Source organism: Actinophytocola sediminis, assembly GCF_054779715.1.
On record NZ_BAAGXS010000007.1, the window covers coordinates 1 to 12,789 of the forward strand.

General features: G+C 70.9%; 14 protein-coding genes. 6 read left to right on the plus strand and 8 right to left on the minus strand.

Going from position 1 to position 12,789, the window contains the following annotated elements; all coding sequences use genetic code 11:
- A partial coding sequence (locus ACYVIP_RS03925) for a cyclodeaminase/cyclohydrolase family protein (protein WP_460392052.1) occupies window positions 1-295 on the plus strand: 295 nt, incomplete at its 5' end.
- 9 nt (window positions 296-304) lie between these two features.
- On the opposite strand, the gene ACYVIP_RS03930 is transcribed toward ACYVIP_RS03925, so the two are convergent.
- The 6 genes from ACYVIP_RS03930 to ACYVIP_RS03955 are packed head-to-tail and all read right to left on the minus strand — an operon-like array spanning window position 305 to window position 6,428.
- Window positions 305-1,270, minus strand: a complete 966-nt coding sequence (locus ACYVIP_RS03930) for a sigma-70 family RNA polymerase sigma factor (protein WP_460392054.1) — start codon at window positions 1,268-1,270, stop codon at window positions 305-307.
- Between the two features lie 21 nt (window positions 1,271-1,291).
- Window positions 1,292-2,380, minus strand: a complete 1,089-nt coding sequence (locus tag ACYVIP_RS03935) for a hypothetical protein (RefSeq protein ID WP_460392056.1) — start codon at window positions 2,378-2,380, stop codon at window positions 1,292-1,294.
- A gap of 52 nt (window positions 2,381-2,432) precedes the next feature.
- Window positions 2,433-3,299, minus strand: coding sequence for an ABC transporter permease (locus tag ACYVIP_RS03940; protein WP_460392058.1), 867 nt, complete (start codon window positions 3,297-3,299; stop codon window positions 2,433-2,435).
- On the minus strand, window positions 3,296-4,177 hold the full coding sequence (locus tag ACYVIP_RS03945) for an ABC transporter permease (protein WP_460392060.1): 882 nt from the start codon (window positions 4,175-4,177) through the stop codon (window positions 3,296-3,298). Before ACYVIP_RS03945 ends, ACYVIP_RS03940 begins: the two co-directional genes overlap by 4 nt.
- On the minus strand, window positions 4,174-5,226 hold the full coding sequence (locus ACYVIP_RS03950) for an ABC transporter ATP-binding protein (protein WP_460392062.1): 1,053 nt from the start codon (window positions 5,224-5,226) through the stop codon (window positions 4,174-4,176). Before ACYVIP_RS03950 ends, ACYVIP_RS03945 begins: the two co-directional genes overlap by 4 nt.
- Before the next feature lie 5 nt (window positions 5,227-5,231).
- Window positions 5,232-6,428, minus strand: a complete 1,197-nt coding sequence (locus ACYVIP_RS03955; protein ID WP_460392064.1) for an ABC transporter substrate-binding protein — start codon at window positions 6,426-6,428, stop codon at window positions 5,232-5,234.
- A gap of 360 nt (window positions 6,429-6,788) precedes the next feature.
- Here ACYVIP_RS03955 and ACYVIP_RS03960 point away from each other — a divergent pair, with 360 nt between their 5' ends.
- Window positions 6,789-7,166, plus strand: a complete 378-nt coding sequence (locus ACYVIP_RS03960; RefSeq protein WP_460392066.1) for a VOC family protein — start codon at window positions 6,789-6,791, stop codon at window positions 7,164-7,166.
- 10 nt (window positions 7,167-7,176) lie between these two features.
- On the opposite strand, the gene ACYVIP_RS03965 is transcribed toward ACYVIP_RS03960, so the two are convergent.
- Entirely contained in the window at window positions 7,177-8,556 is a 1,380-nt protein-coding gene (locus tag ACYVIP_RS03965; RefSeq protein ID WP_460392068.1) for a sigma-70 family RNA polymerase sigma factor, read from the minus strand.
- Window positions 8,557-8,651: 95 nt separating this feature from the next.
- Complete coding sequence (locus tag ACYVIP_RS03970) at window positions 8,652-9,404, minus strand: FadR/GntR family transcriptional regulator (RefSeq protein WP_460392070.1); 753 nt, start codon at window positions 9,402-9,404, stop codon at window positions 8,652-8,654.
- Window positions 9,405-10,133: 729 nt separating this feature from the next.
- On the opposite strand from ACYVIP_RS03970, the gene ACYVIP_RS03975 reads away from it, so the two are divergent.
- The 4 genes from ACYVIP_RS03975 to ACYVIP_RS03990 are packed head-to-tail and all read left to right on the plus strand — an operon-like array spanning window position 10,134 to window position 12,702.
- Window positions 10,134-10,988 (plus strand): SMP-30/gluconolactonase/LRE family protein, encoded by an 855-nt coding sequence (locus tag ACYVIP_RS03975; protein ID WP_460392072.1) that lies wholly within the window; start codon window positions 10,134-10,136, stop codon window positions 10,986-10,988.
- A complete protein-coding gene (locus tag ACYVIP_RS03980; RefSeq protein WP_460392074.1) occupies window positions 10,976-11,347 on the plus strand; it encodes a YidH family protein in 372 nt (123 codons plus the stop codon). The genes ACYVIP_RS03975 and ACYVIP_RS03980 overlap by 13 nt, the downstream gene beginning before the upstream one ends.
- Window positions 11,344-11,661 (plus strand): DUF202 domain-containing protein, encoded by a 318-nt coding sequence (locus tag ACYVIP_RS03985; protein WP_460392076.1) that lies wholly within the window; start codon window positions 11,344-11,346, stop codon window positions 11,659-11,661. Before ACYVIP_RS03980 ends, ACYVIP_RS03985 begins: the two co-directional genes overlap by 4 nt.
- Window positions 11,662-11,700: 39 nt before the next feature.
- Entirely contained in the window at window positions 11,701-12,702 is a 1,002-nt protein-coding gene (locus ACYVIP_RS03990; RefSeq protein ID WP_460392078.1) for a LacI family DNA-binding transcriptional regulator, read from the plus strand.
- Window positions 12,703-12,789 lie beyond the last annotated feature (87 nt).

Here is a 12,789-nt window from a genome sequence, read left to right on the forward strand (position 1 = left end):
CCAGCTCGAGCCGCTGGCCGCCGCGGTCGCCGCCGCCTACATCGCGGTGCTCGCCGCCCGCAGGCTCGCCAAGGACGACCCCACCCGCGCCGCCCGGCTGGCCGACGCGCTCGCCGAGGCCACCGAGGTCCCCCGCCGGGTCGCCACGGCCGCCACCGAGGTCGCGGAGTTGGCCGCGCGCCTGGTGGCCACCGGCAATCCCAACCTGGTCGGCGACGCGCGGGTCGGCGAGTTGCTGGCCATGGCCGCCGCCGCGTCGGCGACGGCCCTGGTGGAGATCAACGAACGGGGCTGACCAGGTAACTCAGTCATGCCCGTTGGTACGGGCCGGGGCCGGCAGACTCATCGGCAGCCCGTACAGCGGGAACGCGTGCGCCAGGTCGAGGTAGGTGGTGGCGGAGGTGATCGCCCTGCCGGTCAGCTCCAGGACCACCAGCGCGAACGGCTCGTGCGCGGTGCCGGTCCAGCGGTACTGGCCGAACGCCGGCGACCCGCTGGCCATGGTCGGCAGCAACCGGGCGTTCTCGCACGTGCCGTCGGCGTGTGCGAGGGCGGCGCCGATGTGGTCGCGGCCGCGCAGCCACCACGCGAACGGCGGCATGGACATGGTCGCGTCCTCGTGCAGCAACGCGGTCAGCGCGGCCACGTCGTAGCGCTCGAAGGCCGCGACATAGCGGTCGAGCAGCGCGCGGTGCGCGCGCCCGAGCGGCTCGGCCGGGGGCGGGGCGTGCTTGGCCAGCGTCGCCCGTGCCCGCTGCAGGGCGCTGTTCACCGAGGCCACGGTCGTGTCGAACAGCCCGGCGACCTCGACCGCCGACCAGCCCAACACCTCCCGCAGGATCAGCACCGACCGCTGCCGCGGCGGCAGGTGCTGTAACGCCGCGACGAACGCCAGCCGGATCGACTCGCGTCGCGCGGCGATCTCGGCCGGGTCGCCGGTCAGCGCGCGCTCGTCGGGCACCGGCTGCACCCAAACCGCCTGCGGCAGCGGCGCGCCGAGGTCGGGCCCCGGCTCACCGGCCGGGCCGAGGTCCATGGCCGTGGCCCGCCGCTGGGCGCTGCGCAGCATGTCGACGCAGACGTTGGTGGCGATCGCGTACAACCAGGTGCGCAGCGACCCGCGCGCGGGATCGTGGTCGGCCTTCCACGCCCGGACCAGTGTCTCCTGCACGGCGTCCTCGGCCTCGAAGCCGGACCCGAGCATGCGGTAGCAGTACCCGGTCAGCTCGACCCGGTAGCTGTCCAGCCGCTCACCAGTGTCCACCGCCATACGCCCGAGCATCGCACAGCGTCAGCCGAACTCGCGAAACAGCGGCTGCCGCCACGCCGGGGCCAGGCCAAGGTGGTACACGCTCATGCCCTTGGCACCCCCGGCCCGTAACCGGCGCCAGTGGTCGCGCAGCACGGTCGACTCGGCCGGGGGCAGCACCGTCACGTAGGCCGTCACCGGCGCGCCGGTGCGGTTGGCCCGCACGATCAGGTCGGCCGTCGCCGGGTCGGTCGGCCAGGCCGGCACCAGCAGGCCGGCCACGTCCGTGGCCGCCGTCGGGGTCAGGCCGGGCTGCGCGCCGGTCGCCCACGGGTCGGGGTGGGCATGCAGGGTGACCGGCACCGACAGCCGCTCGAGCACGGCCGCGCGCAGCGCGTCGGTGGCCGAATGCCGGCAGGCCAACAGCTCCGCCGCGTTCGGCACCTCGCCGCTCGCCCCGTTGGCCAGCGCGCGGACCGCGGCCCGCAGGGAGTACACGACCTCGCTGGCGTCCAGGCCGCGCGCGGTCCACGCCGCCCGGCACGCCGCACAGCAGCACACCGACAGCCACCGTTCGACCGCCGGGGAGAACGCGCCGTCGGTCTTCTCGTGGTGGGACAGGTGGGTCAGCCCGAGCTGGCCGCACGCCTCCAGTGACACCTCGTCCGCGTCGGCGGCGGCCTCCTTGGCGAGGGTCGCGGCGTACTCGCGGACCTCCGGCCAGGACGGGCACAACGCGTAGGGGTAGGGCTCGCCGAAGCAGTTCACCACCGCCAGGTCGGGGAACTCGGTGCCCAGCCTGGTGTTGTGCGTCAGCACCACCCAGGCCGACACCCGCAGCCCGGCCGCACGCACCGCGTCCGCCGCCACGCCGAAAGAGTCCGATGTGGACACCCAGTCCGGAGCGAGCGGGCGCAGCCGCCGGGAGCGCCACACCTGCTCGCGCACCGGCCGGTACAGCGCGGCGTACCGCGCGTGCACCAGCTGGTGGTCCGGGTGCAGCGGGGTGGCCGCCCTGGTCGAGTGATATGCCGCCGCTATGGCCACAGTGGACACTCCGGCGGCACGGGCGCGGTCGGTGAAGGACGGGTCGCCGAGCACGTCCCACGGGTAGGCGTGCCCGGTGATCACTTGGCCTCCGGCGGGAACGCGCGGAAGTCGCTACCGAGGAAGGTCTGCGCTGTCAAGCTGGCTCCTTCAGTCTGGTCACGAGTTGCGTCGGGTTCACGAACCGCAACGCGATCACCAGTAGTACCAGCATCGAGCCGGTGTAGATCACGGCCATGGCGTCCACCGCCTGCTGTGCGCGAATGCCGGCGGAGAACATCGCCTCGTACAACGACACCACCAGCGTCTGGCTGCCGGGGCCGGCGGTGAGGAAGGTCAGCTCGAACATGCCGACCGTGCGCACCAGCACCAGGATGGCGGCGGCCAGGATGCCGGGTACCAGCAGCGGGGCCAGCACCCTGGTGAACACCGAGGTGGTGCGCGCGCCGCACATCCTGGCGGCCGCCTCGATCTTCGGGTCGATCTGTTCGATGAACGGGGTCATCGTGAGCACCACGAACGGCACCGACGGCACCAGGTTCGCGATGACCACCCCCAGGATGCCGCCGGCGAGGTCGAACTTGTACAACACGGTCGCGAGTGGAATGCCGTAGGTCATGGGCGGCAACAGGATCGGCAGCAGGAACAGCACGGTGATCAGCCGTTTTCCGGGGAAGGTCCGCCGGGCCAGGGCGTAGGCGGTCGGCACGCCGATGAGCACCGACAGCACCACGACCGCGAGCGAGACCTGCACGGTCACCACCAGCACCTCGAGCAGGTTCAGCTCCCGCCAGGCCGTCGAGTACCAGGAGGTGGTCAACCCGTTTGGCCACCAGGTGCCGAACCACTCGACGGAGAACGAGTTCACCACCACGGCCATGACCAACCCGAACAGGTTGACCATGAAGAACCCGACCACGCCCCACACCAGCCACGCGCCGGGGGTGATGCCCGCTGTTGGCTTGGTCGCGCCCGCTCCGGCGCGCCCGCTCCGGCGCCTCATCCCTTGCCCCCTGTCGCGCCGCGGTACATCGTCGAGCGCCACAGCAGCACCAGGCCGACGACGATCAGCATGACCACCGCCATGATCATCGCGATGGCCGAGCCGAGCGGGTAGTCGGTGTCCCGGAAGGCGGATTCGTAGGCGGCGATGGAGATCACCCTGGTCTCCCCCTGTGGCAGCCCGACCAGGTAGGCCGACGGGAACACGGAGAACGCGAGCACGAAGGTCAGACAGAAGGTGATCGCCAGGCCCGGCGCGAGCAGCGGCATGGTGATGTGGCGGAACCGCTGCCGCCAGTCGGCGCCCAGGGTCGCGGCCGCCTGCTCCAGCGTCGGGTCGATCCCGGACAGGTAGGACAGCGTGAGCAGGAAGGCGAACGGGAACCCGGTGATGATCAGCGAGAACAGCACGCCCCAGTAGTTGTGCACCAGCCGCACCGGATCGTCGGTCAGCCCGATACCCATCAGGATCTTGTTGAACCAGCCGACCGGGCCGAGGTAGGCGATCAGCCCTTCGGCGGTGAGCACCGTGCCCAACGTGATCGGCACCACGAGAATGGTGGTCAGCAGACGTTTCCCGCGAAACCGCCCGCGCATCCGGTAGGCGATCGGGATGGACGCCAGCACGTTGATCAGCGCCGCCGGGATGGCCAACCGCAACGTGATCCAGATGGTGTCCCGCAGGTAGGGATCGGCGAAGAACCGCTCGTAGTTGGCCAGCGGCCCGCCGCCCTCCTCCGGCTGGAAGGACAGCTGCAACCCGTACAACATGGGATAGGCGAACAGCGCGACGACGAACACCACGCCCGGCACCAACAACCACAGCACCCGGTCGATCCCACGCTCGGCCAACCGATGCCGCCACCGGGGACCGCTCATGGCGCGAACACCAGCACCCGGTCGGCGGGCACCGTCAGGGTCACCGGGTCGCCCGGCGCGAGCCGGCCCTCGCTGCGCAGATGCAGTGGGGTGCCGTCGGCCAGCCTGGCCTGCACCGCCTGCTCCCGGCCGTGGTACTCGACGATCTCCACCTCGGCCGGCATGGCGTTGGTCGGCTCCCCGTCGGCCACCGAGATGTCCGACGGGCGGATCGCCACCATCGCCTGCCCGCCGGTGAGCCCGTCCCGGTTGACCCCGCGCAACGTCACGCCGCCTGCGGTCACGATGACCGTTTCACCGTCCACAGCGGACACTTCGGCGGGGATCATGTTGCGGTAGCCCATGAAGCCGGCGACATACCGGTTCGCCGGGTGCGCGTAGACCTGCTCGGGCGAGCCGACCTGCTGCACCATGCCGTCGCGCAGGACCACCAGCCGGTCGGCGAGCGCGAGGGCCTCCTCCTGGTCGTGGGTCACGTAGACCGTGGTGAGCCCGAGCGACTGGTGCAGCCGGCGGATCTCGGTGCGCATCTCCAACCGGAGTGCGGCGTCCAGATTGGACAGTGGCTCGTCCATCAGCACCAGCCGCGGTTCCAGCACGATCGCCCGCGCGATGGCGACCCGCTGCTGCTGCCCGCCGGACAGCTGCGCGGGGAACTTGTGCGCGTGGTCGGTGAGCTGCACCAGCCGCAGCGCCTCCTCGACCCTGCTGGTCCGCTCGCTCCGGGCGACCTTGCGCATGACCAGTCCGAACGCGACGTTGCGGCGCACGGACATGTGCGGGAACAGCGCGTAGTTCTGGAACACCATGCCGAACCCGCGCCGTTCCGGCGGCAGGTTGTCGATCCGCTTGCCGTCCATCAGGATCTGCCCACCGGAAAGCGGCAGCAGGCCGGCCAGACAGTTCAGCGCGGTCGACTTCCCGCATCCGGACGGCCCGAGCAGCGCGACGAACTCGCCGCCCTCGATGGTCAGCTCCAGGTCGTGCAGGGCGACGTGCTCGCCGAACACCCGCCGTACCCCGTCGATCCGCAGCTCCGTGAAGTTCACCGGCGTCACCCGGTCTTCCCGCTGCCGATCTCCCGGTCCCATCGCTGGAAGGCCGCCACCTGCTGCTGTGCCGGCAGCGAGGTCTCCTGCGGGTTGTCGGCGATCAGGTCGTCGTACTCCGGCCTGCCGAACTCCTCGATCGCCTGCTGGGAGTCCTCTGGCGCCATGTCCAGCGTCACGTCCTTGACCGCGGGTCCGGGGTAGAAGTAGCCGCTGTCGTAGGCCTTCGCCTGCTGTTCGGGGCGCAGCATCCACTGGATCAACGCCAGGTTCGCCGACAGCACGTCCTCGCTGACCCCGCGCGGCACCACCGCGTAGTGGGCGTCGGTGACCCAGTGGAAACCGTCCAGTGTGGTCACTTCCATGCGGTTGGGCACGGTGCCGAGCACCCGGGGGTTGATGTCCCAGCCGGTCGTGGTGGCGACGATGTTGGCCGTGCCGCTGGCCAGGTTCTTCATCGTGTCCGTGGTGCCGGTCGGGTAGTAGTCGACGTACTGGCCGAGTTCGGCCAGGTACTCCCAGGTCCTGTCCCAGCCGTTCTCCGGGTCCTTGGGGTCGGCGTCGCCGAGCAGATAGGGCAGTCCCATCAGGAACGTGCGCCCCGGGCCGGAGTTCGCCGGTTGGGCGTACTGGAACTTGCCGGGGTTCGCCTTCGCCCACGCCAGCAGCTCGTCGGTGGTCGTCGGTGGGTCCGGCACGTGTTGCGGGTCGTACTCGAGCAGCGGCCCGGACGGGTAGAAGGTGACCGTGATGCCCTGGCCCTGCGCGAGCTGGTGCATGTCGGCGGCGGCGGGCAGGTAGTTCTGTTCGAGGTCGGGGAACCGGGAGGAGAAGTCCGGCAACAGCTTCAGCACCAGCTCCTGCTCGATCACCGAGGCGAGGCCGTCGGTTCCGGTCAGCACCAGGTGGGTCTGGGAGGCGCCGCCGCGCTGCTCGGCCTGTAGCTTGCCCGGCATCTCCGGCGAGGTCGCCTTGGTGTAGTTGACCTGGGACACGATGTCGGGGTTCTGCTCGGCGAACTCGTCGATCATGCCCTGGGTCAGCTGGAGGTTCCCGGCCACGTCGAGGATGTTCAGCTCCACCGGCTGGGACGGCTTCGCCGGCACCGAGCTCGGCGCGTTGGCCGGCGGCGCGTTCTCCTCGGGCGCTCCGCACGCGACCACCGTGGCGACCAGAGCCGCTACCAGGAGTGTCCTGCGCATCCCGTTCTCCCTCCTAAGTGGACTAAAGACCCGCGCGCTCCAGCTCGGCCCGGCGGCCGGCGCTCGCCGGGGGCGGGGGGAAGGGGCACGGTGAGCAGGAGCAGCGGGAGACGGCTGCCGCCGGCCAGCAGGTGGCCAGTCAGGGTCGCGGTCGGAAGAAAGTCACGCCGATCCATGTCGCACTCCCTGCGTTGGGAAGCAACCGGAGCGTAACGAGACCGGTCCTGGCATGGCAAGCCCTCGATCACCGGTTACCCCCAAGGAAAACCCTTTCCCCGATACGGCCGTATCGGGCCGCTGCCGGGCGCCGCTACCTGCGAGAACGAGTGCTCGCGGGCGCGGCAGGCGTAGGGTCGAAACATGGATTTCAGACTGGAACTGGTCGCGGTCCCGGTGGCCGATGTGGACCGCTCGATCGCCTTCTACACCGAGCAGGCCGGGTTCACCCTCGACCATGACCACACGATCAGCGAGGACCTGCGCTTCGTGCAGCTCACCCCGCCCGGCTCGGCCTGCTCCATCGCGCTCGGCAAGGGGATCGTGGACTCCGAGCCGGGATCGCTGCGTGGCATCCAGGTCGTGGTGGACGACATCCACGCGGCGCGGGCCGAACTGGCCGGGCGCGGGGTCGCGGTCACGGAGGTCACCTCGGGACCAGGAGGCGCGTTCGTCTACTTCGCCGATCCGGACGGCAACCGGTGGGCGGTCCAGGATCCCCGCCCCGCCCGAGCCGACTGACGGTCCGTGCTCAGTTCGCCACCTGTTTCTTCGCCGTTTTCGGGGGCTTGCGGTCAGTGATTTTCTTGGCCTTCCCCTTATTCGCGGCCGACTGCCCCTTCGAGTTCCCGTTCGACTTCCCGTTCGACTTCGACTTCTGCTTGGTTTTCGCGGGCTTGCCGGTTGTCGACCTTCCGTTGCCCTGCCCGCGGCCAGGATTATTCTTGGCGCGTTGGTTGCCGGCGTTCTCCGATGACGCGGTCGCGGACTTCCCCCGCTGTCCCCTGGCCGACTGGTTCGCGTCGTCGCTCCCGGTCCGCGTCGGCGCCGTCTCCTCGGAGAGCATCGGCAGCGACGGCAGGACCGCGCACAGCGGCGGCCCGGTGACGTCGAACGACGAGATGCGCTCCCCGTCGACGACCATGACCGGCGCGGAGGCCGGCGGCCGGGGTGCGGCCGGACTGGCGGCCGTGGTCGTCACCGCGGTGGCGGCCACCAGCGCGGCCGCACCGACTTTGAGCATCGCGACCTTCGCGGTCAGCACGCCGCCGACCAGGCCGGTTTCGGCCACGGTCGCCGTCGCGGTGGCCGTCGCGGTGGCGGCCCCGACGGCCGTGGTGACCGCGGCGGCGGGCGCCTGCAGGTAGCCGGCGGCCAGCGGGGCGCCGAGCACGATCGGCGCGAGCAGACCGGCGATCTCGGCGTTGATCCTGGTCAGCACGTCGGCCCTGGCCTGGCAGTCCTGGCAGCCGTCGAGATGACGACGGATCTTGCGGGACAACGGGGTCGGCACACTGTGCCGCACGTAGGCGGCGAGCTTCCTGAGGGTCTGCACGCATTCCGGGCGCAGCGGCTGGGTCACGTGCAGGCGGAGGAACGCCTGTCTGAGCCCTTCCCTTGCCCGGTAGGCGAGCGCCGCGACGCTGTTGGGGCGCATGCCGAGCAGCGTGGCCACCTCGGCGGGCGACTCCTTCTCGACCTCGGTGTGCCACAACACCATCCGCCACCGCTCCGGCAGGCTGGCGAACGCGTTCGCGGCCACGTCCGCGTTCCACCGGTCGATGACCGGATCACCGTGATCCTCGGCGATGTAGATGTCCGGGATGTCGGCGTAGAGCGACACCGGCAGGCCACGGGTGGCGCTGTGAATGGCCGTGTTGCGCAGTGTCACCAGCAGATAGGGGCGTAGTTCCTCGTCGGGCCCCCTGCCCTCCCGCAGGATGCGCAGCACCCTGGTGAACGCCTCGGCGACGAGGTCCTCGCGCTCGGCCGGGGTGCGCGCCAGGACCGCGGCCGCACGCTTGGCCGATGGCAGATGCCGCTCGTACAGGATTCCGAACGCCGCGACATCACCCTGCCGAACAGCGGCGATCAGGTCAACGTCCGCCAACTTGTCGAGAATTTCCGTCACCGAATTCCCTTTCGAACCCTACGCTTTCCCCGCGTTGGGCATACCGTCCCATCGAAACGTGAACGAGCGAAAGGGCTCGGGCGATACGCCCGAATTCACCGCCAGTCGACAACTTCCTGCATCAGTCCCGGATGGCGACGTTTCACTTGCGCTACGTAGTCCTCCATGTGCGCGCGCATCAACCGCTCGGCCCGGTCGGCGTCGCCCTGCGCGATGGCCTGGCCGATATCGCTGTGCACGGCGAGGATCTCGCGGCGGCGCGACTTCGGGAACAGGGTGTCGTGCAGCCGGTCGCGGAGCACGTCGGCCAGTGACTGCCCGAACAGGCTCATAATCCGGTTGCCGGACATCACGGCGACCACCCGGTGGAAGTCGGCGGCCAGCATCGGATAGTCCTCGTCGCCCCGGCCGCGGCCGTCGAACCGGCCGAGCTCGTCGACCAGCTGCGGGTCGCAGAGCTCGGCGGCGGCTCTGGCCAGCATCGGTTCCATATGCGACCTGGCCTCGATCAGCTCGCGGAAGGTCACGCCGTCCATCTGGAAGTACAGCGACGCCATCCGGCCGAAGTCGCGGGTGTCGACCTGGTCAACGGTCGGTCCGCCGCGGGGGCCCGGCTTGATCGAGATCAGCCCGTGCACCTCGAGGATGCGGAGGGCCTCGCGCAGTGAGCCGCGACCGACCCGGTACTCCTCGAGCATTTTCGCCTCGGGCGGCAGCTGGGTGCCGGGTGGCATCCGCTCGGAGCCGATGCGGCGCACGATGTCGCGCGCGATCGCCTCGGATACCTTGTCCCCACGTCTGACCGGTCGTTGCGGCGTCGCCGCGTTGCCCGCGCCTGTTGCTGCCACCAGCACATGTTAGCGATGGGTGATCGAGGCTTCACCCTCGGCGTCCGGAATTCAACGGCATCCGAATGTGTACGTCCACACAGGACAGTGAAGTAGATCTTCCTGTGCGGGCAACGAAAAATCCGGCGGTTGGTGCGTTCGTTGTAGGCGCGTAGGCCGGACGGCCGCGTCCGGTCGGTCCTGCCCGCACGGGGCGCGCGGTCGCGCTGTGCCCAGTGGCCACGACCCGGACAACGTCGGTGACCAGGCACGGATCGCGGATGTCGGGGCCGGATGATTTCGTGGAGCGGCGTCGACGATGCCGCTGTTCGGAGTCATGGCGCGTACTTGCCGAATTGACTGCGACATCTGGGGGTCGTCGGGCCGCCGGGGCAAAACGGTCAGCGTGGAATTCTTCGCCACCACGGGCGAGTTGCCCGCACCGGCGACGAGGTGCCGGCGCGGTGTCGGCGCGATGTAGGCGCGGTACCGACGCAGATGTCGACGAGGGTGCCGACGAGAGTGCCCACGACAGAGGTCGGCGACGCCGCGGCGATCGATCCGCCACCCGGCCGGCGAACCGGACCTGCCTCGCCCCTCCCGCCCGGGGGTCCCCCCGGTTTCAATTTTACCGGCGGGCACCGACAGTTCTGGCCGACCAGTTCTCGCTCGCGCCGGACGTCGTGCTGTGCCGGCCGCCACCAGGACGGACGGGCCCGGCGGCCGGCCGGGCGCGGTAGGTTCGAGATCGTGAACATCGACGTGGCGCTGGACGCCGGAGCGACGCTGGCCGAGGGACCGATCTGGGACCAGCGCGCGGCAGTGCTGCGCTGGGTGGACATCACGCCCGGCCTGGTGCACCGCTTCGACCCGGCGACCGGCGTGGACACCGCGTTCGAGTTCGGCGAGCCGGTCGGCACGGTCGCCGTCAGGGCCAGCGGCGGTCTGGTCCTGGCCACCGGGAGCGGCATCTGGACCTGCGCGGACGACGGCGCCGGCCCGCACCGTCAGTTCGAAGTGGACACCGACCCGCCCGGCGGCCGGTTCAACGACGGCAAGGCCGACCGGTGGGGCCGGTTCTGGGCCGGCACCATGCTCGACGGCACCGAGGGCGCCGCCGCGCTCTACCGCCTCGACCAGGACGGCTCACTGCACCGGATGCTCACCGGAGTGTCCATTTCCAACGGTCTTGACTGGTCCCCCGACGGTGCCACCATGTACTACGTGGACACCCCGACCGGCGGGATCGACGCCTTCGACCACGACCAGGACACCGGCGCGCTGACCAACCGCCGCCGCCTGGCCGACGTCGACCGAGGGTCGCCCGACGGGCTGACCGTGGACGCCGACGGCTGCCTGTGGGTCGCGTTGTGGGACGGCTGGGGAGTGCGCCGCTACACGCCCGACGGCCGGCTGCTGACCACCGTCGACCTGCCGGCGCAACGGATCACCAGCTGCGCCTTCGGCGGCCCCGATCTGTCCACTCTGTACCTGACGTCCGCGAGCATCGGTCTGTCCGATGTGACCGGACAGCCGCACGCCGGCGCCGTTTTCGCTTGCTCCCCAGGGGTTCGCGGCCTGCCGTCCGGGACGTGGGCGGGTTGAGCTGGCCGAACCGCCTGCGCGAGACCGGCGAGGACCCGGACCCGAGGTTCAGCTTCGCCAACGAGCGCACCTTTCTTGCCTGGATCCGCACCGCGCTCGCGTTGCTGGCCGGCGGCATCGGGCTGGAGGCGTTCGCGCCGGAGCTCGGCGTGCCGGGCGCCCGGCAGGTGCTCGCCGCGATCATGGTGCTGACCGGGGTGACCACCAGCGCGCTGGCGTTTCGCCGCTGGCAGCGCAGCGAGGTGGCCATGCGTGAGCAGCGGCCGCTGCCGGCGCCGAAGGTGGCGCCCTGGCTGTCCTACGGGGTCGCGGGCGTCGCGCTGGCGGTGTTCGTCCTGGTGCTGGTGGCCAACCTGTGACCCCACCCGGCGTGCAGAACGAGCGCACGTCACTCGCGTGGGTGCGCACGGCGCTCGGGCTGGCCGGCTGCGCGCTGTTGACCGGCCGGCTCGCGATCGTGCGGGACACGCCGTGGGCGGTGATCGCCGCGCTCGCGGCGGCGCTGCTGGCCTGCGGGGTGCTCGGGTGGTCGCACGACCGGTACCGCCGCTGCGCGCGGGCGCTGCGCGCGGAACGTCCGGTGGACTTCGCGCTGCCGGCGCTGATGCTGACCGGCGCCACGGTGTTGCTCGGCGTGCTGAGCCTGCTGCTCATCGCCGCCGACTGGTCCTGACCGTATTCTGAGCGTCACGCAGCCACCGAAGGCGGGAACATGCGGGTCACGATCGCCGAAATCGCCCGGCGGGCCAGGGTCAGCAAGACGACGGTCTCACGCGTGCTCAACAACAAGGGTGAGGTGGACGCGAGTACCGCGATCCGGGTCCGCGAGGTCATCGCGGCCACCGGCTACACCCCGAGCGCGGGCGCGGTCGGGCTGGCCCGGGGGCGCACCCAGACCGTCGGGATGCTGGTGCCGGGGCTGACCTGGCCGTGGATGGGCGACGTGTTGCAGGGGGTCGCCGACGTGCTCGAGGCGCGCGGCTACGGCCTGCTGCTGAACACGATGAACCGGGGCGCGGACTCGCTCGCGCAGTTCGCCCGGCACGTCTCCGCGAACGCCTTCGACGGGTTGCTGCTGGTCGAGCCGCCGGACACGTTGAGCTACATCACCGGGCTGCACGAGTCCGGCCTGCCGGTGGTGATGATCGACGACCGCGGCCACCATCCCGGCTTTCCCTCGGTGGCCACCAGCAACCACGAGGGCGCCGCGGCGGCCGCGGACCACCTGCTGGCCACCGGTCGCACCCGGATCGCGATGGTCACCGGGCCGGCGGAGTTCGGCTGCACCCGCGACCGGACCGCGGGCCTGCGCACCTGGCTGGCGTCCGCAGGTGTCGGCTTCGACGACCGGCTGCTGGTGGAGGGCGACTTCACCCGCGGCGGCGGCCAGGCGGCGGTGACCGACCTGCTCGGCCGGGGTACGCCGTTCGACGCGGTCTTCGCCCACAACGACCTGATGGCGGTCGGCGTGCTCGACGGCCTGCGGACCGCGGGCCGCACGGTGCCCGACGACGTGGCGGTGATCGGTTTCGACGACATCTCCATCGCCGCGCACACCCGCCCCGCGCTGACCACGGTCCGCCAACCGTCGCGCGAAATGGGCGAGGCCGCCGCGACCATGCTCCTGGACAACCTCACCGGCACAGCCCTCCCCGCCGCCCCCCACGTGGTCCCCACCTCCCTGGTGATCCGCGAATCCGCCCCCGCCCACTGAGCCCTCGCGAGTCCAACCGTCCCGACACGACGAACTCGCGTGGCGCACTGTCACGAGCGCGCGCTGGTTGGCCTTGACGGGGTTCTT

Bases quoted from the DNA above. Each gene is read 5' to 3' on its own strand.
- ACYVIP_RS03930 (WP_460392054.1), bottom strand. From the start codon at position 1,270: ATGGCGGTGGACACTGGTGAGCGGCTGGACAGCTACCGGGTCGAGCTG.
- ACYVIP_RS03940 (WP_460392058.1), bottom strand. From the start codon at position 3,299: ATGAGGCGCCGGAGCGGGCGCGCCGGAGCGGGCGCGACCAAGCCAACA.
- ACYVIP_RS03945 (WP_460392060.1), bottom strand. From the start codon at position 4,177: ATGAGCGGTCCCCGGTGGCGGCATCGGTTGGCCGAGCGTGGGATCGAC.
- ACYVIP_RS03955 (WP_460392064.1), bottom strand. From the start codon at position 6,428: ATGCGCAGGACACTCCTGGTAGCGGCTCTGGTCGCCACGGTGGTCGCG.
- ACYVIP_RS03960 (WP_460392066.1), top strand. From the start codon at position 6,789: ATGGATTTCAGACTGGAACTGGTCGCGGTCCCGGTGGCCGATGTGGAC.
- ACYVIP_RS03990 (WP_460392078.1), top strand. From the start codon at position 11,701: ATGCGGGTCACGATCGCCGAAATCGCCCGGCGGGCCAGGGTCAGCAAG.